This window comes from Kordia periserrulae, from assembly GCF_003054265.1.
GTDB lineage: Bacteria > Bacteroidota > Bacteroidia > Flavobacteriales > Flavobacteriaceae > Kordia > Kordia periserrulae.
Genome location: NZ_QBKT01000008.1, coordinates 143,430 through 170,097 on the forward strand (window position 1 = coordinate 143,430; position 26,668 = coordinate 170,097).

The following is a 26,668-nucleotide window of genomic DNA, read 5'->3' on the forward strand; positions in this document are numbered from 1 at the left end:
ATTTAAAATCGTACTACATGACTGTAACGGGAAATATCATTCTAAATCACCAGCAAATTCAACATAAAACGCGCCGCATTGCCTATCAAATTCTGGAATCGAATGTGAACGAAGAAGAAATTATCATTGCTGGAATTGCTGATAATGGATTTGTTTTTTCGCAAAAAATAAAGACAGAATTAGAAAAAATCACAGATGCTACCATTACGTTGTGTGAAGTTGTTATTGACAAGTTGAATCCGCTAAATCCTATCCGAACTTCATTAGAAATTACCGATTACATCAACAAACCTTTGGTATTAGTTGACGATGTTTTAAACTCTGGAACGACCTTAATTTATGGTGTAAAACATTTTTTAGATGTGCCTTTAAAGAATTTTAAAACGGCAGTGCTGGTCAATCGAAATCATAAAAAGTATCCTATAAAAGCTGATTTTAAAGGCATTTCTTTATCTACTTCCATCCAAGAACATATTGATGTGGTATTTGCAGAAGAAGACACTGCATATTTAATTTAGGAGTTTTTTAATTTCCGCTACTATTTCTTCAACTGTTTTACAGTCAGTTACAACGTTGTGTGTCGCTTGTTGATAAAACACATTGCGTTCAAAAAGATGTTTTCCAATAAATTCTGGCAAATCTTCATCAGAAATATTACGAATTAACGGTCTTTTTGATTTTTCGTCTTTCACTCTACTGATAATTTCTTTGATGGATGTCTGCAAATAAAACGTATCAATCGTGTACTCATGAATTAAATTCATATTATTAGCATAACAAGGTGTTCCACCGCCTAAAGACAAAATTATATCTGTTTGCATTTCCAAAACTTCTTTGAGATACTGATGTTCTTTCATTCGAAAGTAAATTTCTCCCTGTGTTTCAAAAATCTCAGCAATGGTTTTCTCTTCTTTTTGTTCTATATAATTGTCTAAATCAATTACAGGCATTTCTAATGCAGTTCCTAATAATTTTGAAACCGCAGTCTTTCCACTTGCCATATATCCTAAAAGTACAATTGTCATTTTACTATTATAAATAATTTATTTTTAAGCCCTTACAAAAATCAGAAAAAAAAAGACAAATTTATATTAAAAAAGCCTTGAAAAATAAAATTATGATGTTATATTTGCACCCGCATTCGGAAAGAGATATTTATTCTTTTTGATTGACCTGGTAGCTCAGTTGGTAGAGCATCTCCCTTTTAAGGAGAGGGTCCTGGGTTCGAGCCCCAGCCAGGTCACAAAGTGACATAAAGTCGAATGACTTTGAGTGCTAAAAGCACTTTGGGGCGATAAGTTTATAGTAAACTTACTGAAATAAGCCCCAGCCAAGTGACAAAGGTCAAAAGGTCTTACGACCTGGTAGCTCAGTTGGTAGAGCATCTCCCTTTTAAGGAGAGGGTCCTGGGTTCGAGCCCCAGCCAGGTCACAAAATGAGTTAAGCAATTGCTTAACTTTTTTTATTTTTGCAAAGCACATTTACCGAAGTGCTGGAATTGGTAGACAGGCATGGTTGAGGGCCATGTGTTCATTAGAGCGTGTGGGTTCGAGTCCCATCTTCGGTACTGAATGGGACAAATGAACGTTTTCGTTTTTTTGTCCTTTTTTATTTTTGTTCGTAACTACTGATAATGAACTTATTAACTCCAGTACACTATTCGGTTTTGTGGTTCGACAGCTATCATTTTCTTTGTTAAAGTAGATTCCGTTAGGAAACAATAGGTTTTGTAATTTCTGCTTTTCCGTGTAACCTCCTAAACTCCACATTGTATGTAAGTTACAAGCTAACTTTAAAGATTTTTCAATATAGTTTTCAAGGTTCGACTTTTCTAAACTCGTTTTTTGTATTTCTTTCTCGATTTCGTTTATCTCATTTTTGAATTTGATGGAAAACTTATCGTAGATTGAATTGTCAATTTCCCCAATAGCGAAACGCTCTTGAATCTTCTCCAACTTTTCCTTTAATATCTTGAGATTGTATTTTAAACTCGCTGTATTGTCTTTATTTGAATTTGAAAAATAATCAAATGTGTACTTCAATTGCTTTTTTATTGGCGCGATTAATCTCTTATCAATTTGGTACGAATTCAGTATTTCTATAAATTGATTGTTTAGTGCTTTTGCACTTTTATTAGTACAACAAGATTTTGTGCCACATTTGTAATAATGAATGTTTTTCTTTTTGACAATATAGCCCGTCAAAGCTCTATTGCACTTACTACATCTTACAAAGCCACCTTTTAATGGAAGATTGATATTTGCTTTATGTTGTTTGTAATTGTGAGGATTGTTCAATTGTAAACCACTAGCTTTCAGAAATAGTTCTTTTGACACAATTGCTGGATGCTTTCCTTCTATGATTTCTCCATTTAATAAATTGTGTGCAATGAGTCCGCAATACACAGGATTTTTAAATATTTTGGTTATGTGTTGTCTGAACATTTTTATGCCTTGCTTTTGAAGTCGCTCAACAATTTGTGTATTGGTTAGTCCTTCATTGACTTTCCAAAGAAATATATTTCTAATAATTTTTGCCTTTTCATCTTTGACAATAATCGGAGTATTTTTCTCGTCTCTCGCATTTTTATACCCAAACGGTGCTTTTCCCATCCAATATCCATTCAAAAGTCGCTGACGCATTCCCATGATGGTTTTGTCGCGGCGTTGGTCATTATCGTATTTACTAAAAAGTAGATTCAGATTTTGAAAAAACATTCCTGTTGATGTTTCCACATCGACGGGTTGCGTCACAGAAAGTACATTGATACCGATTCGTTTTAATTCTTCAACCATTGTGATGGCACTTGCACCCGCACGTGAAAATCGATCAATACTATACACGATGATAAAAGCAATTCTTTTCTTCTTTACATACGAAATCATCTTTTTAAATTCTTTTCGGTCATCCGTTTTTGCACTTTCATACGTTCCGCCAAAATATTCTTTAATATCTAAATTGAGTCGTGTTGCGTATTGCGTGCATTGTATCTTTTGACTTTCCAAACTTGTATTGTCTTCCTGCTGTGAACCCGAAACCCTAGTGTAGATAACGGCTTCATTTTTTGTAATTACCTTTTTCTTATTCTGCTTTGCGAAGATTTGAAATTGTTGAAGATTGCTCATTTTCGGTAATAATTTGATGTGTTAATAATGCCAATTCTTTTAGCGTTTGTATGATATGTTCAGCTTCTTCCAAAGATATATCAGTCAAACCATCGAAGCTTTTTAATTCTTCAACGGAGATTGTTTTTAGCGTTGATATGTCTTTTACATTTTCCATACAAAGAAACAAGTCTACTACAAACCGTGATTGATAAAAGGTTTGTTTCTGTTCCTTGATTTGAAATTGTAAGATTGCTTAAAATCACATTTAATATTACGAAGAATTGAAACAACTACCAACACTTCTCCTATTAATTAACAGTTAAAATCTTACTATTTTAAATCAATAAACACTTTTTAATTTTTATTTAGTAACTCTTCTGTAGTCTTTCAAAGATGAAAAGAAAAAAATACACTTTTCGCGATTCGACTGGATTTGATTGGATTTGACCAGATTCGATTAGATTCGACGAGATTATATTACTTTTTTTTAAAAACTAGTTCTTTGAAAGAACCTTTTCAAAGATTGTATTTTTCGATAATATGCTTACTTCATAATGTAGGATAGTGTCGGATAATGAAGGATTGTGACAGATTATGTCGGATAGGACTGATTAAAACAAATATGGAATCAGTAACTATTGTGAAATTTCCACTTGTTGCAAATTGTTGCGTTTTGTTGCAAGTTGTTGCGAAACCCAATCTTATAGTTTTTTAGTAACATAACTAAATAACTGTAAGGGAAAATCAGGATAAGACAACATTGATTCTTGTTGCAAGTTGTTACTTTTCGTTGCAAACCGTTTCAGGATTCAATTGATTTTAATTGAAACTGATTGATAGTCATTTATTTAGGTATAGCAAGTATCAAAAATAGATAATATAAGATAGAATCAATGCCCTTGAAACTTGTTCAAAGTTGTTGTTTCTTGTTGCGACTTGTTGCAAACTGTTGCGTTTTGTTGCTAATCGTTGCATTTTAAGTAGCAAACAGCTTTTTTTTATAAGATTTTTACATTGATTCTTGTTGCAAGTTGTTGCTAATTGTTGCAAACTGTTGCAAAATTATTTACGGAAAACCATAAAATTCATTCGTATTCTAATTCATTCGTGTTAATTTTTACTCTTTGAGGTCAATATTTTATCCTTTTTGGCGAATAATTACTGTAAATTATTTATGTTTGTTGTTGTTATTACTTACGTAGTGTAACGAAAGAACACTAAAAATAAATAAGTGTATTTCTGTTTTATATATGTAAATGGTAGATTTGAGTGTAACAAAAATCTAAAATATTTACATTATGAAAACAAGAAGTTATTTTTTAGCAGTAGTAGCATTATTTATTTTCAGCAACTATAGTTGTACTGAAGTAGATTCAATAACAGAAGAAGATTCAATTAACAATGTACAAGCAATTGAAGACGGCGAAATCACGGACGACGATATATAAAATAGTTGCTTTTATTATAGTAACGACATTACTAATATATCTACACGATCTTATACCCAAAGGGAGCGGAAAAATAGGAAAATCGTCCCTTCGGGTATATTTTTATACTGTCAATTCTGAATTGAGATTTTTATTAGTCTGGATTCTTGTGTATATATTAGCTAATTAGCTAAAGGAAAAATATGGCGATTCGTGATTTGGTTGCCAATTTTAATGACCACTTACCAATTATTAATAAGAGTTTTTAGCTTACAAACTACATCATACAACGATTTCAATTTTAAATTCGTTGTCTCCCTACTATTGTTTATAGCCTTAATCATATTTTATTTTACCCGCAAGCGAAAAGAGTACACGAATGAGTAATAAGAATATTTTAAAGGAAATAGATTTCTTTTTAGAAAACAAAATGGCATATTCTGCTGAAGAAAGAAAAGCTATTAAGAAAATACTGCGAGAAACTTTAAAAGGATTGGGCGATTCAGTTGTTAATTTTATTGATAAAGAAAATAATAAGTAGTTTAGTTTTTCTGCTTTTCAGCTTGCTCTTCTTTGTAATCATCAAAGTCGAGCCTAAGTTCTCCAATATTCTTGACCAATAATTTTATATCAGTTCGCATATCATCAAGTAAAGGACTCACAAGTTTTACTACACTACGCGCAATTATAGTTTCTATAGTACTTTTATTTTTAGACTCTATTTCAGAACCTTCTGCTAATTCACTTAGCATATTTCCTTTTCCTAATAACAACCAATATGGGTTAATATTTTTATAAATAGTCAAAATAGTGACTATTTTATCACCTCCTAATTCACTTTGAGCGCCTTTTCCTTTAAAGTTAGATGCAGAAATACCTGTTTTTTCAAAAAAACTTTTCTTTGTTAATCCTTGACTATCAATATATTGAAGCACTCTACTTTTTATAGGTGATAAAATTTTGTCCATTTTTTTGTTTAAAGTCTAAATTTAGACTATTTTTGATATGTTACATTGTAAATCTATGAAAAAAACACGAAACCTTGTGTCAAAACGCAAAGTTTCAAGGCGGTAAACCTTTGTCTTTTCATAGTATGATGTTTGTTACACCCTAGAGATTCCCCTTTCCCTTAAAACTGTATTGCTTAATAAAATAACTAATTCTAATGTTAAAATTATGAAGCAAAAACTCGCAAATTATTTAAAACTAGGAATTCTATTTTTTGGAATTTCTCTATTATTATTTGGTTGTCAAAGTGATGATCAAATTATTGTACATGATGAACACTCTCATTTGGAAAAAGGGAGAATTGAGAATTTCAGCAAACTTAACTCATTTGTTGAAACACTTAATAAGAAACCTAACGACGAAGTTGGTAGTAAAACAACTTCATTGGAAACTGCTAATGGTTTTGATATTATCAACGACCAAGACTTGTATATTCAAGAAAAAGATGGTGTAGAAACATTTTCGATTCCTATTCATAAGCACCATCAAAAAGCAAAAACATTTAGTAATCTGATAGTTAGTTTTAGCGATACAGAACCTACTCAGGCTTTTATTCTTACCTATCACCCCGAAGATACTTATATACAAGCAGTCAGCACGAATGAACAAACACCATTTTTAGGTAATATTAGTAAAGAAATTGTAAACTATGACGGTAGTTTAGAGTATCTAAAAATTGGAGAAGCAGAAGATTGTGAAACATTTACAATCAGGTATTGCACTTTTGGAGAAGAAACGGGAAATGTACACATAGGTGGTTCAAATTGTACAGAAGGCTACTATTGGGATGAAAGTGTTACTATTTGTAATGATGACGAATACTCTTTACAAGATATTCCTTATGCTACTGGCGGCAATCCTGTTGAAAATTCAACAAATAGCGGAGACTACTCAACTTCGGGAACTAACTCAGGCGACACGACTACACAAAATCCTTTAGTTGTACCAAATCCGCCAAGAACTTTTTCTATTGTAAATATAGATGCCATGTCATTAGAAATGACAGAATGGCTCAATCAACCTGAAAATATTGAGTTCAAGGAAGAAATGATAAAATTCTTGGACGAAGAAGGACATTTGCCCAATACAGATTTAGAAGCCTATTTACTTGTCAAATCAGAATCATCGTCAACGCAATGGCAAGACTATTCAGGTTCTTTCAATAATATTCCGTCGTTACAATTTAGCCAAATTCGACACGAAGTAGATTATTCAAGAGGTTATACATACACCGAAGTCAAACTTTTAAATGGTGACACTATTTTATATGGTGATTTTGCAAGAACTATTGATGAAGATGGCAATAGCTTCACAACAGAGCCTGACGAACGAATATTTTACAACAGTAAAGAAAAACAAGCGACTTTTCACAATTCCTGAACCTTACAATCAATATCCTAGTGTTGATCTCAGTCATTTATGGACAAACTTTTGGGGTGCGGTTCAAGTAGGCGTTCGGTATTGTACGCCTTTAGAAGATTTTGTAATTCTCATTGACGGAAAAGATTTCGATGGTGTTGAGCAAAGCAGAGCCGTTTCGGGAATATCTATTTTAATTGATAACACACCATTTGGAAAAGTATTCAAAATCGTAAAAAGAGCAGGGCAAACTATTGACGCTTCCATTCCAATCGTTAGACGATTTACGACAACTATTTTCAAAGTTCAAAGAAAATTAGTCAAAGAATACAAAGGTGTCGTGAGTACAATGTCAAATCTCAGAAAAGGAAATTTTGGAGAAATGGCAACTGATGTTGACTTAATTAGCAAAGGCTATCAAGATTTACATGTAAACAGAATTTCCAATATAGACACACCGACGAGTCAAGGAATTGACCATGTATTTAAAAATCCTGAAACTGGGCAATATTTAATAGTGGAATCAAAATATACAGGCTCGTCTTCACTAAGCACGTTAGCAGATGGTACAAGGCAAATGAGTGATGATTGGATTGTTGGTGGAGATAGATTATTTAACGCAATCGGGCAAGATGCAGATTTGTACAATGATATTATCAACAATGGTTACGAAAGAATACTAGCAAAGGCATATCCTGACGGAACAGTTGTATATAGAAAAATTGGTGCGGATGGTTATGTAATTTTAGGAAATGCAGGAAATTTCACTCCCTAAATTTATATCTTTGAGTTATGAATAAAAATTTAGATATCAAAACATTATCTGCTTCTAAAGAAGACCTTTTACGAATCATAGAAGCATCAAAGGAAGATTTAAGGAATAACAAAATTCTTCCTGAACGAGTTGATGCTGTTAAAAGAGTCCAAATTGTAAAATATACCAATTTGTTCAACATTTTATATGCTACAAAATCGGACAATTCATTTTTAAAAGAAAAACTAGAAGAACTGATTTTGAAGTTGCCTGAGTATTGGGTTCAAGATAAGGTTAAAGTGTTTCATGGAAGAAAAAGGATTGAGTTACATCAATACAGTTTAGATGCGTATCATCAAATGTTGATGATAATGTCATTGGCAGTTATTTTTGACGTATCTAAAGACAAATTCGCAACAATAGTTCAATTGATTGATAGAGATAATGTGAAAGACTTTTTATACGAACATTTCATTCGCTATTATTTTCCCGATAGAGAGAAAATAACCGAAGAATCATACATAAAGTTTTTTGCCATTCCAAAGATGAACAAACGGATTGTTGATATTTTAGAAAACGATGACAAAACAACTCTTTCAAAGAACTTGAAGCAATATTTGGATAAGTATTGGTACAAAACGCACAAAGATTTTTCATGGTACGATAGTCATAAAAAATATCCCAACGCTTTTTATGGATATTGGGCGTTTGAAGTTGCTGCATTAGTCAAAATGAAAGACTTGGATGATAGTTTATTTCGCGATAATGAGTTTTATCCTGACAGATTAATATAACACAATTTGTACATCTAAAACTCCGTAGTTTAAGTAATGAAAAACAGCATTTATATATTATTTCTTTTAGGGGTTGCTTTTTCTTTTTCACAAGAAGAAAAGAAGCAATTTAATGGAGAAATTCATGCAATCTTTAAAACTGTATTGCACAATGAAGATGCTTTTCAAAAAGATGCTGAAAATTACTTGCGCATAAGCGATTCTATAGTTGCAAATGATTTTCTGAGCAATCCTGATAGCAGCAGAAATTCTCAATATGCAAATCTTGAAGATCGTTTGAGTAGCAATAGAATTGCAAACATGATTGCTCTTGATTACAATACAGGAAACGATTGGCGAAGACCGAAATTCAACCGATGGATTTTATCAGATACCATGATAAAAGTATATGAATTTCATGAAAAACCGTTTTTATTAGATCGTGAAACTGGGCAATATCTCAATCGTTACACATATAAACCATTAAGTGCGGAACGTGTGCTTTCTGAATATAGATTTCACAACAGTTCATACAAGAATATTGTTGTAGATAAAGAAGATACAAAAACCATTGCTGGAGTAGAATGCTTTAAAATTATTGTGAGTTATGACGATAGAAAGTTTATTGGCTTCAATCAAAATTATGTAGTCATTCATGAAATGTATGTGACCGATAAAATCAAGTCAAAGTACAATCCTTTAGAAAATAATCTCAACATATTGAATACATATTTTCCAATGTATGTAAAAAGTTATGCAACGGGACTAAAAGGGAGATATTTTGAAAAACAGATTGTAAAACTAGCTGATGAAAGCAACGCAAATGAAAAACAATTAGCGACTTTATTTAAGAAAACTAAAGATAGCTTACTATCTGAATACAAGTTGCTTATTGAAAGTCAAAAAGCAAAAGAACGCGCTACATATTCACCAAAAGAAGAGAAAAAAAACCTGTACCATTTGCAGAACAATTGGACGTATTGAAAAGTTTAGGGTATGAGTTCAATCCGAAAACTACGCTGAAAGACTTTGAAAGAGAACTAATAAAAAATGGAATTATTGATACTACCATTACAACAATGGAAGAGTATTTTACTCAAAAACCATACAGTGAATTATACTTTTATATGGGTTGGAGAATGCCTGACTATAAAAATAAAATGAGTCTTCAATTTAGCAAAGATGTAGTTTGGCATAACTTGGATTATCTCGGAACGGAAAATGGTTATATAAGTTTATTGACGCAATTAGAAGCGATTTCTGATGGTGAACTTAGGTTTGAAAATATTAACTTTTCTATCGATAGTGACGGATTTCAATGGATAGCTTTTGATGTAAACGGCATGGCTAAAAAATGGAAATTATTAAAGGTGAATTACGTAGATGATTCGTTTGTATCAAGATTTGTATATCTGACAGAAGAATTCAATACCAAAGGAAAATTTACATATTTCGATATTGGAGATGAATCATACGTAATCGACTACGCAACGCCCGAAAAACAAACAGAATTCATAGAAAAAACAGGAATCCAAAGAGAATGGCTGACCGTAGGTAAACATTTCTCAAAACCCAACGATTAGTCAAATAGTATCATTTCCCTAAAGTTGATCAATAGCCATAAATCAATCAACTTTAAATCCTAAAAATGACAACTAACAATTTAAAAACTGAATTTGCAACCTCTGAACTATTTACCACATGGGAACTATCAATGCTGATTATCGGCATAGGGTGTTTGGGAATTTTAATATTCCTTTCCATTGTGATATATAATTACATCCATCGTTTTGATTGGGATGATGAATTACATAAATAAAAACACGTCAAGAACAGTATCATTTTTTCACTAATTAATTTACTACTAACAGAATAATTTACCCTAATCCTAATTATCGTAAAACTACAATTATTCTGAAGCTGAAAACCTCAATTGTGATGATTGAGGTTTTTTTATTGAATTTTATACGGCGTCAAATGCCAAGAGTTTTCCAAGAAACCTTTTTATTCCAAATTCCCGCGCGGCAGGCTGGCTACTTCGCTAAAAAGGTCTACCAGACCTTTTCTTTACGCTCGTCCCCAACGTCAAATGCCAAGTACTTCTAAAACTTACGATAACCCAAGATAAACACGTTATATCGCTTGTTTTCACGGCGTCAAATGCCAAGTACTTCTGAAAGTTGTTAAATTCAAGTTTAGTTTCAACTTCAATTTCCCACGCGGCAGGCTGGCTACTCGCTCAATAGGTCTACAAGACCTATTTCTTCCGCTCGTCCCCAACGTCAAATGCCAAGTACTTCTAAAACTTGGGAATGTAATCTTGATTGTCGCAGCCATTCTGTTTTCACGGCGTCAAATGCCAAGTACTTCTTCAAAATTTTCAAGTTCAAGTTCAGTTTCAGTTTCAAATTCCAACGCGGCAGGCTGGCTACTTCGCTAAAAAGGTCTACCAGACCTTTTCTTTACGCTCGTCCCCAACGTCAAATGCCAAGTACTTCTAAAACCTGCTGGTTGCCTTATGTTAATGAAAGCTGGTGAGGTTTTCACGGCGTCAAATGCCAAGTACTTCTAAAACCAAAGCGGTGGCAACGGCGATTGTCGATTGCTACGTTTTCACGGCGTCAAATGCCAAGTACTTCTAAAACTTAGGTAATCACTATTATTAACCCTTAATACAATGTTTTCACGGCGTCAAATGCCAAGTACTTCTGAAATGGTCAATTTCAAGTTCAGCTTGAATTTCAAACTCCTTCACGTCAGCTGGCTACTTCGCTAAAAAGGTCTACTAGACCTTTTTTTTACGCTCGTCCCCAACGTCAAATGCCAAGTACTTCTAAAACTTAAATTCAAGGGCAAGGTGTTTAAAGCAACGGCTGTTTTCACGGCGTCAAATGCCAAGTACTTCTAAAACAACGACGCCGGATTGGCAGGAGGTTAGAAAATGAGTTTTCACGGCGTCAAATGCCAAGTACTTCTAAAACAATAGGTGTTGGCATTGTCCTATTCTGTCTGTACGGTTTTCACGGCGTCAAATGCCAAGTACTTCTAAAACAATAGGTGTTGGCATTGTCCTATTCTGTCTGTACGGTTTTCACGGCGTCAAATGCCAAGTACTTCTAAAACAATAGGTGTTGGCATTGTCCTATTCTGTCTGTACGGTTTTCACGGCGTCAAATGCCAAGTACTTCTAAAACTCGATAGTAAAAAATGCCTAACATTAGCAGTAGCTTTGTTTTCACGGCGTCAAATGCCAAGTACTTCTAAAACCATTCCGAAAAAGCACCGCGCCTTCGTGCAAAAGATGTTTTTACGGCGTCAAATGCCAAGTACTTCTAAAACTAAATGAACTTGTTGGGTAACCAACGCCTCACAAAGTTTTCACGGCGTCAAATGCCAACATTTAACAAGAAACTTTTTTACTTCAATTTCCTGCCCGCCAGCTGGCTACTTCGCTAAAAAGGTCTACAAGACCTTTTCTTTACGCTTCGTCCCCAACGTCAAATGCCAAGTACTTCTAAAACAAGAGACAGAACACTAATCAACACATTCGTGAGAGTTTTCACGGCGTTGAATGCCAATTAATTTCTATATCATTATGGAGGCAAATGACACAAAGGTTCAACAGTTTTCACGGCGTCAAATGCCCAATATCATTATTTCAAAGAACGTTTTATTTACTATACTTTCTGAATACATCCATAACCTTTGCTTTTTCCTGTGGCAATGGCGGTGAGTGGCGGTAATAGGATGTTGGTGGAAAATGTGAGTTGTATGCCACGCTCAAAGAACGTTCCAAACGGTTTGTAGGTTCGGAAACTTTTGGGTTCGCTGATGTTTTGGACTTCCAAAGTATAGTTAGGCAATGAAAAACCTAATTGCTTGTGTACCAATTCGTCAATGTTCTTTTTGAGTCGCGTTGTAAGGTCGTCCACATCTTTCCAAACAGCCTGTAAGTTTTGATAACTATTCCGTTTGCTACGCGGAAACAGATAACGTTCTATGTGATAAGTTTGCGGTTCAGTAAGTTGTACAGGCGTGTAATATGCCGTTTGCTGAAAGATGTTGTTAGATTCAGAAGTTTGTTTCATGTAGGCTTCTGCAAAATATCCAACTGCCCACGAAGCTTTGTTGCCAATACCCGCCAAGGCTGCAAATCCTTGATCGTTGCGAAATTGTATCAACGGATAGTCTGAATTTTTGTTGTGAAACAAATGATACAATTCTGGATGTTCGGTTTGTTTGACCATATCCAACACATCGCCTTGCCATTTTGCCGTTCCCAAAGAACGGTCTGAGGTTTCCATTGTTTTAAGTTTCCGATCGTAAAAAGTAATTTGTGTGATGGTTTGTGGTGTCATGATTCGTTTGTAAAAGATTGTATAAATTTTTCTGTTTCTTCTTTGCCAATCCATCGGATAAGATCATTTGTTTTTTTCTCATTAAAAAAACGTTCTCTATGCCTAGATGGTTTTTTCTTTCTTGATGCTGTTACATTCAAAAGCACATAATTTATTTCTGCTGTATCAGTAATACATTCTTCGTTACGCATGTCAATCCATTTGTCCATTTTATCAGCAATCAAACCGTAATCATTCGTTTTAGGAAGCCATTCAAAAAGTCCTTTGGCTAAATTTTCTTGTCGTTCTTTTGCTGCGTTCGCTTCTTTTTCCGCTTCTGCTGCTTCAGCTTTTGCTTTTTCTTCAGCTTCCTTTTTTAGCCTTTCTGCTTCTTCAATCGCTGCTAAACGCTCTTTTTCAATTTCGATAAATGCGTTTATTTCTTTTTGATAAGATTCTGAATAATTATGCGGTTCAATTCCTAAAAATTGAGTAAAACGTGGCAAGGCTTTTTGCTCTTTGATGATTTGCGGGAAATCTGTCAATTCCATATACGTCAATTTTTTTGACTGATGAGAAAATCGCGCCATCGCAATAAGTTCTTGCAATTGTTCACTTTCTGACCAAGTTCCTTCGAGCTTTTCCGCTATCCACCACGATTCCATATAGGTTCTAAAAGCCATCATGGCTTTATTTCGGACTGATTCATACATCATTATATCTATCGCAACCGCACCATATCCATAGGGTTTTGCCATGCCGATACCATGATGACAGTTTTCTACACCGTTAAATGTCAAAGCACACAACAACGCACCTAATTCTTCGGGTAATAGATTGTGATAGACTATTTTGCTTTTAAAAGTGGTCCCAGCAGGCAATGGCTTAAATGTGGTAGAAAATGCAGACTCATCAGCGCCTAAGCTATCATCTATTTTTTTGATTGGATAGCGTTTACGTCCTGCTAGTGGAACATCATCATTATACGTTATATATTCGCCATTAATTATAATAGTCGAATCATCTCTGATAAATTCTTGTGGAATATAAAACGGATAATAACTTGCTTTGGGTTCGCCTAGTACCAATGTTTTGGGTTTACATTCTTTCACAAAACCTTCTGCAAAAGCATGTTGAAAACTCACTCTTCCTTTACTACTTTCTTTCTCAATTGAATAGCCAAATAAAGTTTCTACAAAATCATACTGTTTTTTCTCGTGATGCGTTCCTTTAAGTAATTCTTTTACTCTCTGGTCAAAAGGCAATTTATATAGCATGGACAAGCCAAAATGCTTGATGTTATCCTTTTCATCTAACTGAAGAAATACGGGAACTCTTTCACCGTTGGCTAACACTTTTCGCCAATGTTCCCAATCGGTAGTTCGTTTTTTAGAATCGTCTTCGTAATAGGCAAAGAAGAAGTCCTTCATAACTTGCTTTGGCACTTCTTTCTTTTTAACATTTGGTTCCCAAAAAATAAATTCTTTGTTTTTTCCTTTCCATACTCCTTCTCTTACCTCTTTTCGTTCTGAAGACTGACCAGAGAACACAATCGTTCCTGATGCACCATTTGTAATGTCAGGTTGAATTTTATACCGTTGCTGTTCATGTCTATGCCGTCTTCTTAATTCAACCAACTTATTCTCTACTTTTAGGTTTCTATCTTTTAAAAGTTTGTATTTCCTCAATGCAGATTTATTCTCTCCAGGAATTTTTTGGTCAAAATTCTCTCCAAATAACTCAACAAAATTTGTTTTGAAATACGCGTCTATTTCTTTATGCTCAATTCTTCCTATCTGCGCTGTGTTGTAATCAATTTTATATGTTTCTCCTTCAAAATATAACCAACCGCCTTTGTTTTTTTGAGCAAAACTTTGCTTATCATAAATTTTTTCATTGTTCCAATCACGTTGACTAAAACGATGATCGTTTATTCTATTTAACTTACCAAAAGATATAATCTCCAAGACATTGGCAATCGTTCCTTTGATGCTACTTCCTGGGATGCAATACTGATCATTATGCTTCATGAATTCATATTCTTGATGCGCATTTGGATTAGAAACAGTCGATTTCCCTCTGACAAAAATGGGCGTTTTCGCAGTGATGGTTAGATCAATTTCTCCAGACAACGCTCCTTGCAAGGGAATATCTTGACTTACATAGTCTGCCCAATCAGGCAAACATACTTCTTTATTAATTGGGACAAAATTATAGGCTGATGTTACGGTACTCATGATACAATTCCTTTAAAAATTTGATGACTATATACGTATTCTTGAAAATTAGGAGAAAGTGAATCTTCCTGTTTTTTGAAAACTGGAATAAATTCTAATGCTTTGATTCCTGTGTTTTCAAATGCTTTGTGCGCTGGAAATTTTTGTTCATTTTCCAAATCTGCAAAACCTTCACTTTTATAACAGTAATACACACCGTCAATGTTTTTGATGGTTAAGCTTATTGTTTGATTTTCGTTAACCAAATATCCTTCTACGATAAAAGGAATCGTTGTTGTGAAATATTCTCTATAATTCACAAGCTGATTTATAAATACAAAAGGTTTATCTCTATCATCTTGCCACAGATAACCAGTCCAAGAATATTGCGCATCAAAAATATCCCATAACTCGTCTGTTGTTATTTGTTGTGTACGTGTAGTTTCCATAATCTAATTTGCTACTTTTAAAAATCCGTTTCCGTTGGTGGTGTTTCCTCCTAAAGCCAATCGACCATTTTTTAAATCGTCAATAGCTTTGTCAAAAGCTTCTAATACTTTTTTGTCTATTCCTTCTTTATGCGACAACCAAATTTTTAGCTGCGTTGGTTGTTTAATTGCATATACTTTTTCGGAGAAAAGCATTTTGTCAATCGTTCCGCCTGTAAAGCGATCGATACTGTTGTGTTGAAAAGTGGTTTCTGCATTACGAATAAATTTTTCATCAATCGTAACATCTTCAACAATGACATTTCCGATATGACCATTTTCGTTTTTACTTTCGGCTTTGCTTCCAAATAAACTTTCTAAGGCTGCTTCTGCTTCTTTTTGAAGGTCTTTGTAGTCTTGTAAACAGATTTTAGATTTCCAATCATACGCGGGACATAAGTAATAAAAGGTGCGATGTCGCAACACACCTTTGATGGAAGCACCTGGAATGACATAATTGGTTGCTGCTTTTGTGAAATTTCCATTGAAATTCCACAACATGCATTTTTCTTGCAAATTGGAAGCATTTACCTCATCATCTCCATAACCGACTCCGATATGAATGGCATCGGTTGTAAATTTGAATTGTTTGTATAATTCAAAAGTTGATTCTGTTGTTTTTGGTGTAAACTTGTTTCCTTTTACAATCGCTGAATACGGCGTAAAAGCACAGAAATCTTGTAAATCGTCCATATTGCTAAAATCAAATTTTCGATGTACGATTGAAATTGGTTTGATTTGTCCTAAACCATTGGTGGCTTGACTACCCAATAAGAAATCTTGACGGTAAAAAAGGGTTAGTATTTCTTCCCAAATTACATCTTTAGCTTTATTAACTTCTAGCTTTAGCTGTAATTGAAAACGACTGCCTTTGTGTACAATGGCGTTGGTAAATTTTCCTTTTCCATCCGTAACGCCCAAATGATTGATGCACACATGTTCTCGATTCGGTAAGATTTTATAATGCTTCAAAAGTTCATCTTGAAAAACCGCATTATTCAATTGTGTATATACTTTTCCATTGCTGTCTTGCAACAAGGCATCATTTACGATTAAAGACGAACCTTCTCCTGTATTCTCTTCGGAATTCGGTTCTGTTTGTATTCCTAATAGTTTTAATGCATCTTCAGAAGCTAACGATTTGATGACTCCTTTTAATGAAGTTCCAGGAATCACAGGTAGATTGTTCCAATCTCTTCGTACCTGCGTATCGCTATAACTATTTTCCAATCCGCTGGCAATGCAAAGCGGACTTTGCAATTCGAGGATAATATTTGCGAGGTATTTAATCATTTTTCAAGGTTTTTGGAAGTTCAACACATATTTTTAATAACAAATCAACGGCATTTGATTTGTCTAAAAGTCTTTCAATGACGTCTGCTTGCGGTCTACTCCAATTTGCATTTGCCTTTTCACGTAAGTATCCTTTTTTTGTATCCGTCAATTTTTCTCGTAAGATTTCTTTCGGATTCTCAGATGCAATGGCTTCTAATACATAATTACGAATTGCACCCCATTGACTTTTTGTAGTTTTCTCGAAAAGTGTTTTGTGGTCTTCGATAAACTTTTTAGCTTCCTCATAGGCTGTATGATCTTTTTGAATGATTTCATTACGCTCTGAAAGCTGTTTTAAGAAGTCACTTTCAACATCTTTAGCTTCACTCATCAGATTCAAGCGAATTCCCTCGGTGGTTTCTTTGATGACTTCGCAATGCAAAAATTCAGGATTGACTAAAATTTGTCCAAAACCTTCTGATTTGTGTACACCAACACCTTCGTTGATAGTTTGTGTGCTAATTTCAATGTCTTGATTGTCTTCAGTACTTTCAAACACCAACACACTTCCTTTTTTAATTGCGATGCGATCGGCATCTTCATTTCGTCTTTTAGAATTATAGGTGTGAAAGAATTTAAACTGGATAGAAGACGATTCTTCTGTAAGTTTTGCGTTCTCCATGCCAAAATCAGCAGCGTTTATTTGCGTAGTATAGCGTCCGAACTCATTCAAAAAAATCAAATCACTCAATGCATAAATGATGATTTGTTTGCCTTTTACATTGGCTACTTCTTCAGCTTTTGTAGTTTCGGAAACTTCTATGGTAACATATCCAAATTCTCCTTTAGAAGTGCCAATATAGTGCGCTCCGTTAAGTTTTTGAATTGCTTCTGTGATTTCGTCGGAAGGTTCTTTTACAGCTATTGTACTTTGAAATTGCACACCTCTTTTTAGATAACTATATAAATACATAGCTTCATCTTTAGAACGTCGCTTTTCTAAATCTCTAGCAGATTTTAATCGTTCGCCTTGTGGAACAGTGAAAAGCGAAAGTTGCGCGTCTTTAGCAATGACAAATCCTTCTTTTTGTTGCTTTTTTTTGTGATTTCCCGTTGGAGAAAACGTAAAGCTATTGTTACCTTCCGCATCTTTTGTTTTATACAACGAAAACGGCACAGGCAAGCCAACTTGTTGTTGACAGATTGGATACGCATTCCCAAAACGAACATTTCCAGCATGAAATAATTCATAAACAGCATCTTTATTTTGTGTTTTCAAATTTGCATACGATTGCTTTGCGACCAATCCCAAGAGTTTTGCACCTTGTACATAATCGACAACATCCGATTGTACTTCCGAACCCGATTGCGTGCGCAAAACCAACGGTTCTTTGGCAGTAATAGTTACAGTATAATGTTGCATGTTTCTTCAATTTTTACGACACAACTGCCCAAGCCTTTGTATCTGTCTTTTCCAATTTCTTTGATTAATCCTGCCATTAAATGCAGGTCTTTTTTTAGGTTTTCAAGCACAGTTTCATTCGTCATGTTTTCAATAGTAATCGTTCCTTCCAATCGCATTGGAATAACCACTTTGGTGGTTCGTAGCGAATGTTCTTTGGCTTGTTTCGTTTCTGCTTCAATAGCAGTTGTTGTTATATCTTTAAAGAATAAATGATGATAGTTTTTTGGAACAAATTCCTTTAATCGTACCGAATTGAATTTGATATCGCTTTCTTGGATATATTTTTTCCCAAACAACTTTTCTAATCTCTCGTCTGCTGTTGAAAGTGCTTTACAGTATTGTAAAACTGCGATTTGCTCTTTGAATAATCCCTTTAAGGCTTTTCCGCCGAAAATAGGATGATCGTCTTCTAGTATCGGACTGTTATCAACGCCGACACTTTGCCCTGCTTTGTCTTGATGCAACCAATACGAATGAAAGGTTACGGAATAGGAAAGTATGTTCATGTGGTTACAAGTTTTTGAAGATTGATCAGATTGTATAAATACGGTAAGTCCAGTGTCTCCTTTTGCATGTTTTTGATGAATGCAACGTCAGATTCTGGTAGTTTTTCCAACATACGATCTTTGAGAAACGTTCGTTGCGGATTGTTGACAATGATTTGTGAGAGATAGTTTTCCAAATCTGCTTTAGGAAAATCATCTTTTTTGAGCGCAACTATATCTTTTTGAAATTGTGCTAACTCGCCAATGCTAAACGGTTTTGCGTTGTAGAAGGTTTCTTTTTCCGTTGAACGCAATTCAGAAGTTATAATACGGTCAAAATCGCTCGCGTACGTATTACGGACACGATGTACGCGAATGGCACTGTATGTTCGATTGCTTCCTGCTTTGGCACTTTTGCATAAATCTTCTACCAAATCTGCCGTGTAATGCAGTGGAAACTTTTGTTTGGTAAACGCAATACCCGCAGCCACGGTTAAGCCTTTTTTATCTGTTTCTTTGATTTTTTGGGATTCTTTTTCAAAAGTCTCCATGTAAATTCTTGTAAAATCAAACGCATGTTCCGCTTTGATGATTACTGTTACATCATCGCCGCCAATCAACACAGGGCGAAACGGAATTTTAGGCTTGTTTTTATCGGTAGCATCTTTTACAATAGGAAACGTTTCTTTAATTGCTGTTCTCAAGGCACAAAGTGTCGCATTTTCCACTTCATTTGAAAATTTTTGTAATGCTTTACTATTGGCTTTATCGATTAGTTTTTCTATGAACTTTCCCAACCCATTGGTATCAATATGTACCAATGCGATATAGCTTTGTTCGGAAGCGATTTCTTCTAGTTTTATAGGGAACTCGGCATGAATATTTTTAAGCTTATCCAACAACAAATTACCTTCGCTATGTGTATCCTTTACTTTTGTGGAAAGATCGAGTTCTTGTTGAGTCTCAGTTCGATTAGGATACGATTGAATCTTTCGAGTTCGTTGATTTCGAGCAACGCCCATACACGCCAATCGTGGATAATATACAGGTTGTTGTTTTTTGGTAGTTAGTGAATGGTTTAAGCTTTTGATGTCGCCCGCAGATGGATCGTTTTTTTCTTTTAAAGAGTGAATGGCTTGACAAAATTTTAATTCGGGATATGCTAAAGTGATTTTCATGGAAAACCGCGCATAGGTTTCTTTAAAGCTGTCCAACTCTGCATCTGAAATGGAAAACACACAACGAATGTTTCCTGCTGCTTCCAGTAAAACAGTAGCGTTTTGTAAGAAGTCTTTGAAATGTGTTTGAAACTCCGATTTACAGACTTTTTCCACAATTTCACTTGCACCAATGATTTCTTTGAGTTTGTTGGTTTCAAAAATGTACGACTGAATGCTGTACACCGTAAAACCATAGTAGAATGTATGCATAATGTTTGGTTTACAATTGATAGTCACAAGAAAGTGTAATTATCAACGGCGTTCCATACCATGAAGAAGGTATTCTTTTAGAGATTTTAGACCGCTTCGCTGTTAGACTTGTTCCTGCGTAGGCAGGAATCTCTTAGATCGCTTTGCTGTTAGACTTGTTCCCATGTATGAGGAAATCTTTTATAAAGATTTTTTCAGTCTTTAACTTTATCTAACTATGCCCGCCAAATGATAGGAATTGCAAGTTTTCACGGCGTCAAATGCCAAGAGTTTTCCAAAAAACTTTTTTACTTCAAATTCCCGCGCGCCAGCTGGCTACTTCGCTAAAAAGGTCTACCTGACCTTTTCTTTACGCTCGTCCCCAACGTCAAATGCCAAGTACTTCTTAAACTTGAAACTGCTTTGAAACAACACTATCAAGGAATTGAGTTTTCACGGCGTCAAATGCCAAGAGTTTTCCAAGAAACATTTTTATTTCAAATTCCTGCGCGCCAGCTGGCTACTTCGCTAAAAAGGTCTACCAGACCTTTTCTTCACGCTCGTCCCCAACGTCAAATGCCAAGTACTTCTTAAACCGTTAATGATATCTCATACCGATCTCTTAGAAAGGTTTTCACGGCGTCAAATGCCAAGTACTTCTAAAACTTGTCGTTGAGGTTTCTAGTGAAGAGCATTTATGTGTTTTCACGGCGTCAAATGCCAAGTACTTCTAAAACCAAGCGACCGCACTTGTGCCGAAATTCAAATTGAAGTTTTCACGGCGTCAAATACCAAGTACTTCCAAAACAAAACAGGCGAGCATGTTCACATTGATGTGAATTGTTTTCACGGCGTCAGATGCCAAGTACTTCCAAAACGGAGGTTGTTATCTTGGATGAATAGCTAGGTCTTGTTTTCACGGCATCAAATACCAAGTACTTCCAAAACAACCCTTAAAGATTTGGAGATTAGCGAATTCGAAAGTTTTCACGGCATCAAATGCCAAGAGTTTTCCATGAAACTTTTTTACTTCAATCTCCCGCGCACCAGCTGGCTACTTCGCTAAAAAGGTCTACCAGACCTTTTCTTTACGCTCGTCCCCAACGTCAAATGCCAAGTACTTTAAAACTAGGCGAACTTAAAAGTAGACCAAAGCGTTCGAAGGTTTTCACGGCGTCAAATGCCAAGAGTTTTTATGTTATTTCTCTGGAAAGTATTTTAGCAAATTGTTTCTATCTTCTTCAAGATCATTTAAAATTTTGCTTAATGAATTCCTGATTTTCTTTTTCTGAGAATATGATAATCTATCTGTTAAAGAGCTATTTTCATTGTCAGGAGAGTTAATTTTTATTGTTAAAATGTTATCTCTGATGTATTCAATTACCCAATATAATTGTAAATTCAATTCTTTTGGCATTTCTAGTTCTTGAAATGCTCTTTTGGTAAACTCCGTGATAAGAACTGATTTTAAAGGTAACTTTTCTTCGCTTCTGAGCAATTTTAATAATTTAATTATTGCTGTTTTTTCCCTTTCATTATTTCCTAAATCTTTTTGAACTTTAGGATTCATTTTCAGTTTCCTTTCCCCTTTAGAGAATTTTGGATTCTTGTAAAGGTTGTATTCGTTCTTTCCTTTTTCAAAATCTGTTCTCAATGCAGGAACTACATCAATAATTTCTTCATATCCATTTATATCATAGATTAAACCTAAAGAAACTCCCTGCTCTCTAACTCCAACCAAATCTCTATCGTAAAAATGGCTTTTCAAAAAATTATAAACGGAACGATACATATTACCCTCTCTTTGGAAACTTGTTCTTTTGAACTTGCACAGAATGTCCAAATCAGATAGTCCACTTAGTTCAGTTTTTTGAACTTTAGAACCTTGATATGATGGTCTTCCTAACAGGTTTGATCCAAACTTTTGAAATAATGCAGCTTTAATTATCTTTCCTTTTAATAAAACTTCTTTATCTATTTCATCAGGCTCGTATGTTTCTAAAACTGATGCTAGATAATTGATTTCATCTATATCGTCCAATATTTCCTCATCAGAGAATGTCGAAGCTAGAAAGCTTATGATTTTAAAACTTACTGCACCTAAAATTGCTCCAAGGATTCCATAAGTTACGAATGAAGTAAAGTTAAATTCTTGATTAGGATTTTCTTTTAATTCGTTGGATTGACGAGAATAGTTTAATAGTAGTCCTAATGTACCACCAATAAAAGCTCCTTTTGTTGTAAAGTTGTCTTTGTCTTTTTTCATTTTTACTTTTTTATTTTTCTTGAAATGGTGGCGTCGGAATTATTTTCTCAGCTATTTCTTTTGCTTTTTTTGGATTTATACTTTCATTTGGATAAGCATCTAAAACCAGTGATGGTAATAGTCGCTGAGTTAAATCAGAAAATGTAAAACCATACGCTCTCTTATCATTTTTCCCTGTAATCGTGATTAAATTATTGATGTCATTATCTGTAAAACCAAGTTCACTTAACGGTTCTTTTAATACAGCCAATCTTTGTTCTTCGTTAGGTCTGTTAAATTTTAAGATATCAGCAGCTCTTCTTTTTATGGCAGGATCTAAAGAATTTAGACGATTGGTACACATGATAATTGCTGCGGGAAGTTTTCCGTTGGCGATTCTGTCAACACCACGAATAAAAGCATTTACACCAGCTTTATCTTCATGGTGCATTTGACTGCTTTCGCGTGATTGCGTCAAAGCATCTGCTTCATCCACTAAAAGAATTACAGCTCCTCTTGATTTTTCGGAAGAATTTTGAAGTTTTTTGGCTGTTTCAATGGTGTAATCAAATGCGGATGATATAAGTTTGGTCATTTCTCCAACATGACCTTGTCCTCTTGCAGATAAACTCAAGGGCAAAAGCGTAACATTAATTCCTTCTTGTCTAGCAACAGCATCGCCAATACAAGTCGCTAATTCTGATTTACCAGACCCTACATCTCCTTCTAAAATTATTAATGGAGGTCTTCTTAAAACAAAATTTTTTATACGTTTTGCTTTGGGATGATATTTCTTTATCCACGATTCTATTCCTTTCGGATTTATCAAAAGACTTAACATTTTTGTCATTATGGCTTTATGCCCGTCCAGTCCTACCAATACGTCTAGTCTATCTTTGTAATCTATATCAGGATATATTATTGCTTGTTCAAATAAGTCACTTGTAGATTTTGGTGTACTCATGTTTACTATTTTTTTATTGTGAAACGATTCAGTGATTTGCTCCCAGAAGTGTATGTTTTGTCTTGTGACATATATCCATCTACACCTGGCTCAGGTGCCCCAGTTCTTTTAAAGGGTAAATTATCTTCATAATTATTTCTTTCATCTAAACTTAAGTCATACCAGGCTGATGATGGTACTAGATAACTGTGAAATGATGCTCCTTCTACATTAGCATGAGGATTTATTCTTCCTGGATCATCATCATCACCTGATGAATTTGCTAAATCTTGTGCTGTATATCTCACTGTTGGATCAATCCAATCTCCATTTCTTTGGAATCCGTAGGTGACAGTATCTAAATAACCATCTTTTAAAAGTTGTGTTATTTCTTCTTCTAAATCAGAAATATGATTTTCTGATGGTTGACCGTGAAACCGTTGCATTCTTTTTAAATCTGTTGCTACTTTAGCTGCTAATTTTTTAGCATTCGTAATTGTAAAACTGTTGTTATATGTTCCGCTGAAACTCATAATCTTTTTTTTAAATGTGAAATGATGGACCAAATACTTTTTTCCAGTAGTAGACAGTATCTTCTTTAGTAGTAGCTGCTAAGGCAGCGTCAATAGCATCACCTGCATCAATCGCTGCATCAACAACTAAATCTGTTTGTGTTGTTGTATATAGTTTTGCTGCATTATTTTCTTCGTTTACAGGATCAATCATTTGAACGGGTTCTGAGAAATAACCGATATCACTATATGAATAGTAATCGTCAAAGGCGATTTGCTTTCTAAAATTTGTGGTTGCTATATACGTGAAGAAACTTTGTAATGCTTCTGGATAATCCGAAAAGTCTTGACCTTCATCGGCAAGTTTTGCCATAATAAGCTCAATCATGAATGACTTAAACTTAAAATTAGGATTTTCGTTTTTCAAATTTCTTGCCCAATATTTTGCTAGTCTGATTACCTGTGCAAAATGATTGGTGTTTTTTGCCTTACGCTTTTTTATGAAGTCTCTATGAAATGGTATATTCGTTTTTAAGAATGAACCATCTTCTTGACTGACAAGATCGCCATACCAATCGGGATCATCGTAATAAAGAATTGGTACGATGTCTACATCTAACCCTGATCCTCTAAAAGAGACTTTTACACAATACGTTTGTGGCTCTACTTGATCGGGACTAAAGTTTGGGAACGCTTTTCGTAGCTTTTCTGCTAAATACTCTAACAATTCTTGTATGCTAGATGGTTTTGCATCAACTTTTACATAACAGCCCACATCAATATCATTGATAGATTTAAGAGCTGTACCTTTTGATAGACTCCCTGATATTATTAGTCTTTTCAATACGAAGTCTGGATGTTCATTTAGGTAATTTTTTAATTTTTCGCTGAGTCGATTCGCTTGTGCTCGATACTCTTTGGCTTTGTCGCTTGGCAAGTTGACTGTGTTTTGAGCCCATCTTGCGATGTCTTTGTGTGAGACGTGTTCTCTTCCCATAATTTTAATTTGATTTATGGGAACAAGAACGCCACAAAAGGAAAGATTCTCAATACCTTGATGAGGGTATATTGAGTCGGAGACTCATTCCCGTAGCTTGTGCTGAACTTGATTCAGTATAGGCGGGAATCTTTTTAATTGTTTCAATAAGTTTTTTAGTGCTGTTTTGGAGATTTTCTCAGAAAGTTTTCAAATTCAAGTTCAGCTTCAACTTCAAATTCCCACGCGCCAGCTGGCTACTTCGCTAAAAAGGTCTACTAGACATTTTCTTAACTCTCGTCCCCAACGTCAAATGCCAAGTACTTCTAAAACATAAAATGGCAACAATAACAAATGGCACTAACTGGTTTTCACGGCTTCAAATGCCAAGTACTTCTAAAACTCATTAATTTAAACGATGTAGAAAAACCTCCCATGTTTTCACGGCGTCAAATGCCAAGTACTTCTAAAACCCTTGCAGATATGAAAAGCTAAATCATCGGTTTTGTTTTCACGGCGTCAAATGCCAAGTACTTCTAAAACAATATAAGGGAACAAGATACCGATTCCAAAAAAGTTTTCACGGCGTCAAATGCCAAGTACTTCTAAAACACGTAAAGAGTATAAAAGACAGCGAGCGATTGTTTTGTTTTCACGGCGTCAAATGCCAAGTACTTCTAAAACCCTTGCAGATATGAAAAGCTAAATCATCGGTTTTGTTTTCACGGCGTCAAATGCCAAGTACTTCTAAAACCCGTACTTTTTACAAACTCAGTAAAATCAACACTTCCCAAGGATTTTAACATTTCCATTTTAGCCATATTATGCATTGGGTTCAAATTATCATAGATCGTTTTTCGTTACAGAGGTAGTCTATATTAAACCTATTTTTTGCTATGAATCACTTGATGATTCTTTTTCATCTTTCATTTCTTCATTTTCTTTATGAAAATTTTTAAGCTTTAAAACATTCATAGCATTGGCATATACATGTGCATGAGAATTTACATAGTCAAGTAAAAATCTATTTTTCAAGTTTCTGAACTCTTGTTCGTTTGACGGGAAACGTTGATCGCTAGAAAAATATAGAAATCCAATTTTAAGTTTTAAAAATTCGTTAGTGAAAATCAATATCTCTTTTCTAAAACCATCTTTGTTATTTCTATGGTCTATCCATTGTCTATTTTCAGCATCACAATTATCCAAAATTACCATATCAAAATCACTGATATGTAAGCCTTTATTTTCTTTGGTTTCTTCATTTTTTAGATTAAGCACTGCTATTTTAGCTTGTTCAAAACTAAGTGAATCTATTCGAATGTGTTCACAATTAAAAGCCACACCAGCTGTACTTTTCTCAAAAATTTGCTCTAAAGTATCATTTATAGGTGTAGCTGTTTCACTAATGATTAATATTCGTGATTTGGCACGTAAATCTGCATTTACAATTTCTGTATTTTGAATTCGTAAAAGAGTTTCATTTTCTATTTTTTGTACTTGCATTATGGAATCGTCACACTCTTTCTCCAAAGCGACCACATTATTGTTAATTTGTTGTTTTAAATACGATTTTAAATAAAACCCTATACCAAAGAATGCAAATAAACCTGAAATCAATCCTATAAGTAATCCTTGCGAACCTATTTTTGTAAAAAATAAATTGTCAATCTCATTTTTATTTTCAAGCGATTGTTCTCTATTTTTCAAGATATCTTTTTGTAATGCATTTACTTCTTTACCTACGTGTTGTAGCATATATGATTCTGAAATATTATTGGATTCTTTTATTTCAGTAGTTTGTGTTTTGTCTTGTGCAATTAGCAATACTGAAAAACTAATTGCAAGAATAAAAATTGACTTTTTCATGGTGGTGGTGTTTTTAGTTAGTG

24 protein-coding genes, 3 tRNA genes, 1 pseudogene and 2 CRISPR repeat arrays are annotated in these 26,668 nt (G+C 34.5%); of the genes and pseudogenes, 12 read left to right on the forward strand and 16 right to left on the reverse strand.

The window, feature by feature from the left end; translation table 11 throughout:
- The first annotated feature begins 17 nt into the window (after window positions 1-17).
- Window positions 18-518 (forward strand): phosphoribosyltransferase family protein, encoded by a 501-nt coding sequence (locus tag C8N46_RS16120; protein WP_108115955.1) that lies wholly within the window; start codon window positions 18-20, stop codon window positions 516-518.
- On the opposite strand, the gene C8N46_RS16125 is transcribed toward C8N46_RS16120, so the two are convergent.
- Window positions 510-1,025, reverse strand: coding sequence for a shikimate kinase (locus tag C8N46_RS16125; RefSeq protein WP_108115956.1), 516 nt, complete (start codon window positions 1,023-1,025; stop codon window positions 510-512). The two genes, C8N46_RS16120 and C8N46_RS16125, sit on opposite strands and share 9 nt — an antisense overlap.
- Before the next feature lie 145 nt (window positions 1,026-1,170).
- Here C8N46_RS16125 and C8N46_RS16130 point away from each other — a divergent pair.
- The 3 genes from C8N46_RS16130 (at window position 1,171) to C8N46_RS16140 (ending at window position 1,567) form a co-directional block, all read left to right on the forward strand.
- Window positions 1,171-1,243: transfer RNA gene (locus C8N46_RS16130), tRNA-Lys, on the forward strand.
- 115 nt (window positions 1,244-1,358) lie between these two features.
- A tRNA-Lys gene (locus C8N46_RS16135) sits at window positions 1,359-1,431 on the forward strand.
- A 52-nt stretch (window positions 1,432-1,483) separates the two neighbouring features.
- Window positions 1,484-1,567: transfer RNA gene (locus C8N46_RS16140), tRNA-Leu, on the forward strand.
- 751 nt (window positions 1,568-2,318) lie between these two features.
- Here the strand turns inward: C8N46_RS16140 and C8N46_RS21070 are convergent.
- Window positions 2,319-3,125: pseudogene (locus C8N46_RS21070) on the reverse strand (recombinase family protein); the annotation flags it as partial.
- Complete coding sequence (locus C8N46_RS16150; protein ID WP_108115957.1) at window positions 3,082-3,282, reverse strand: hypothetical protein; 201 nt, start codon at window positions 3,280-3,282, stop codon at window positions 3,082-3,084. The gene C8N46_RS16150 and the pseudogene C8N46_RS21070, both read right to left, overlap by 44 nt.
- 1,123 nt (window positions 3,283-4,405) lie before the next feature.
- On the opposite strand from C8N46_RS16150, the gene C8N46_RS20590 reads away from it, so the two are divergent.
- Complete coding sequence (locus C8N46_RS20590; protein ID WP_158269179.1) at window positions 4,406-4,555, forward strand: hypothetical protein; 150 nt, start codon at window positions 4,406-4,408, stop codon at window positions 4,553-4,555.
- A 358-nt stretch (window positions 4,556-4,913) separates the two neighbouring features.
- On the forward strand, window positions 4,914-5,075 hold the full coding sequence (locus C8N46_RS20595; RefSeq protein ID WP_158269180.1) for a hypothetical protein: 162 nt from the start codon (window positions 4,914-4,916) through the stop codon (window positions 5,073-5,075).
- A gap of 1 nt (window position 5,076) precedes the next feature.
- Here C8N46_RS20595 and C8N46_RS16155 read toward each other — a convergent pair whose 3' ends face one another.
- A complete protein-coding gene (locus C8N46_RS16155) occupies window positions 5,077-5,502 on the reverse strand; it encodes a hypothetical protein (RefSeq protein ID WP_108115958.1) in 426 nt (141 codons plus the stop codon).
- A gap of 208 nt (window positions 5,503-5,710) precedes the next feature.
- On the opposite strand from C8N46_RS16155, the gene C8N46_RS16160 reads away from it, so the two are divergent.
- The 6 genes from C8N46_RS16160 (at window position 5,711) to C8N46_RS20600 (ending at window position 10,247) form a co-directional block, all read left to right on the forward strand.
- A complete protein-coding gene (locus C8N46_RS16160) occupies window positions 5,711-6,922 on the forward strand; it encodes a hypothetical protein (RefSeq protein WP_108115959.1) in 1,212 nt (403 codons plus the stop codon).
- The gene (locus C8N46_RS16165; RefSeq protein ID WP_108115960.1) at window positions 6,840-7,676 is read left to right on the forward strand and encodes a hypothetical protein; all 837 of its coding nucleotides are present in this window, start codon (window positions 6,840-6,842) and stop codon (window positions 7,674-7,676) included. The genes C8N46_RS16160 and C8N46_RS16165 overlap by 83 nt, the downstream gene beginning before the upstream one ends.
- Window positions 7,677-7,693: 17 nt before the next feature.
- Window positions 7,694-8,449 carry a PoNe immunity protein domain-containing protein gene (locus C8N46_RS16170; protein ID WP_108115961.1) on the forward strand — a complete coding sequence of 252 codons (756 nt, stop codon included), beginning with the start codon at window positions 7,694-7,696 and terminating at the stop codon, window positions 8,447-8,449.
- A gap of 36 nt (window positions 8,450-8,485) precedes the next feature.
- Window positions 8,486-9,412 carry a hypothetical protein gene (locus C8N46_RS16175; RefSeq protein WP_108115962.1) on the forward strand — a complete coding sequence of 309 codons (927 nt, stop codon included), beginning with the start codon at window positions 8,486-8,488 and terminating at the stop codon, window positions 9,410-9,412.
- Window positions 9,409-10,011 (forward strand): hypothetical protein, encoded by a 603-nt coding sequence (locus C8N46_RS16180; protein WP_146169849.1) that lies wholly within the window; start codon window positions 9,409-9,411, stop codon window positions 10,009-10,011. The genes C8N46_RS16175 and C8N46_RS16180 overlap by 4 nt, the downstream gene beginning before the upstream one ends.
- 65 nt (window positions 10,012-10,076) lie before the next feature.
- Complete coding sequence (locus C8N46_RS20600; protein ID WP_158269181.1) at window positions 10,077-10,247, forward strand: hypothetical protein; 171 nt, start codon at window positions 10,077-10,079, stop codon at window positions 10,245-10,247.
- A gap of 1,858 nt (window positions 10,248-12,105) precedes the next feature.
- Here the strand turns inward: C8N46_RS20600 and C8N46_RS16185 are convergent.
- The 12 genes from C8N46_RS16185 to C8N46_RS16240 form a co-directional block, all read right to left on the reverse strand.
- On the reverse strand, window positions 12,106-12,786 hold the full coding sequence (locus C8N46_RS16185; RefSeq protein WP_158269182.1) for a hypothetical protein: 681 nt from the start codon (window positions 12,784-12,786) through the stop codon (window positions 12,106-12,108).
- A complete protein-coding gene (locus tag C8N46_RS16190; protein WP_108115965.1) occupies window positions 12,783-15,002 on the reverse strand; it encodes a TIGR03986 family type III CRISPR-associated RAMP protein in 2,220 nt (739 codons plus the stop codon). Before C8N46_RS16190 ends, C8N46_RS16185 begins: the two co-directional genes overlap by 4 nt.
- The gene (locus C8N46_RS16195; RefSeq protein WP_108115966.1) at window positions 14,999-15,430 is read right to left on the reverse strand and encodes a TIGR04423 family type III CRISPR-associated protein; all 432 of its coding nucleotides are present in this window, start codon (window positions 15,428-15,430) and stop codon (window positions 14,999-15,001) included. The genes C8N46_RS16190 and C8N46_RS16195 overlap by 4 nt, the downstream gene beginning before the upstream one ends.
- A 3-nt stretch (window positions 15,431-15,433) precedes the next feature.
- On the reverse strand, window positions 15,434-16,762 hold the full coding sequence (locus tag C8N46_RS16200) for an RAMP superfamily CRISPR-associated protein (protein WP_108115967.1): 1,329 nt from the start codon (window positions 16,760-16,762) through the stop codon (window positions 15,434-15,436).
- Window positions 16,755-18,167, reverse strand: coding sequence for a type III-B CRISPR module-associated Cmr3 family protein (locus C8N46_RS16205; RefSeq protein WP_108115968.1), 1,413 nt, complete (start codon window positions 18,165-18,167; stop codon window positions 16,755-16,757). The genes C8N46_RS16200 and C8N46_RS16205 overlap by 8 nt, the downstream gene beginning before the upstream one ends.
- On the reverse strand, window positions 18,149-18,715 hold the full coding sequence (locus C8N46_RS16210) for a hypothetical protein (protein WP_108115969.1): 567 nt from the start codon (window positions 18,713-18,715) through the stop codon (window positions 18,149-18,151). Before C8N46_RS16210 ends, C8N46_RS16205 begins: the two co-directional genes overlap by 19 nt.
- Window positions 18,712-20,124 carry a Cas10/Cmr2 second palm domain-containing protein gene (locus C8N46_RS16215; protein ID WP_108115970.1) on the reverse strand — a complete coding sequence of 471 codons (1,413 nt, stop codon included), beginning with the start codon at window positions 20,122-20,124 and terminating at the stop codon, window positions 18,712-18,714. The genes C8N46_RS16210 and C8N46_RS16215 overlap by 4 nt, the downstream gene beginning before the upstream one ends.
- Window positions 20,125-20,733: 609 nt before the next feature.
- A CRISPR array of direct repeats spans window positions 20,734-21,051; the repeat unit is 36 nt; unit sequence GTTTTCACGGCGTCAAATGCCAAGTACTTCTAAAAC.
- A 250-nt stretch (window positions 21,052-21,301) separates the two neighbouring features.
- Window positions 21,302-22,369 carry a nucleotidyltransferase family protein gene (locus C8N46_RS16220; RefSeq protein WP_108115971.1) on the reverse strand — a complete coding sequence of 356 codons (1,068 nt, stop codon included), beginning with the start codon at window positions 22,367-22,369 and terminating at the stop codon, window positions 21,302-21,304.
- A gap of 10 nt (window positions 22,370-22,379) precedes the next feature.
- The gene (locus tag C8N46_RS16225) at window positions 22,380-23,312 is read right to left on the reverse strand and encodes an AAA family ATPase (RefSeq protein ID WP_108115972.1); all 933 of its coding nucleotides are present in this window, start codon (window positions 23,310-23,312) and stop codon (window positions 22,380-22,382) included.
- Window positions 23,313-23,317: 5 nt separating this feature from the next.
- Window positions 23,318-23,824, reverse strand: coding sequence for an HORMA-1 domain-containing protein (locus C8N46_RS16230; protein ID WP_108115974.1), 507 nt, complete (start codon window positions 23,822-23,824; stop codon window positions 23,318-23,320).
- Window positions 23,825-23,834: 10 nt separating this feature from the next.
- Window positions 23,835-24,800: a CBASS oligonucleotide cyclase gene (locus C8N46_RS16235; protein ID WP_108115975.1), complete on the reverse strand. Its 966-nt coding sequence runs from the start codon at window positions 24,798-24,800 to the stop codon at window positions 23,835-23,837.
- A 276-nt stretch (window positions 24,801-25,076) separates the two neighbouring features.
- A CRISPR array of direct repeats spans window positions 25,077-25,533; the repeat unit is 36 nt; unit sequence GTTTTCACGGCGTCAAATGCCAAGTACTTCTAAAAC.
- A gap of 140 nt (window positions 25,534-25,673) precedes the next feature.
- Entirely contained in the window at window positions 25,674-26,645 is a 972-nt protein-coding gene (locus tag C8N46_RS16240; protein ID WP_108115977.1) for a hypothetical protein, read from the reverse strand.
- Between the last annotated feature and the right edge of the window lie 23 nt (window positions 26,646-26,668).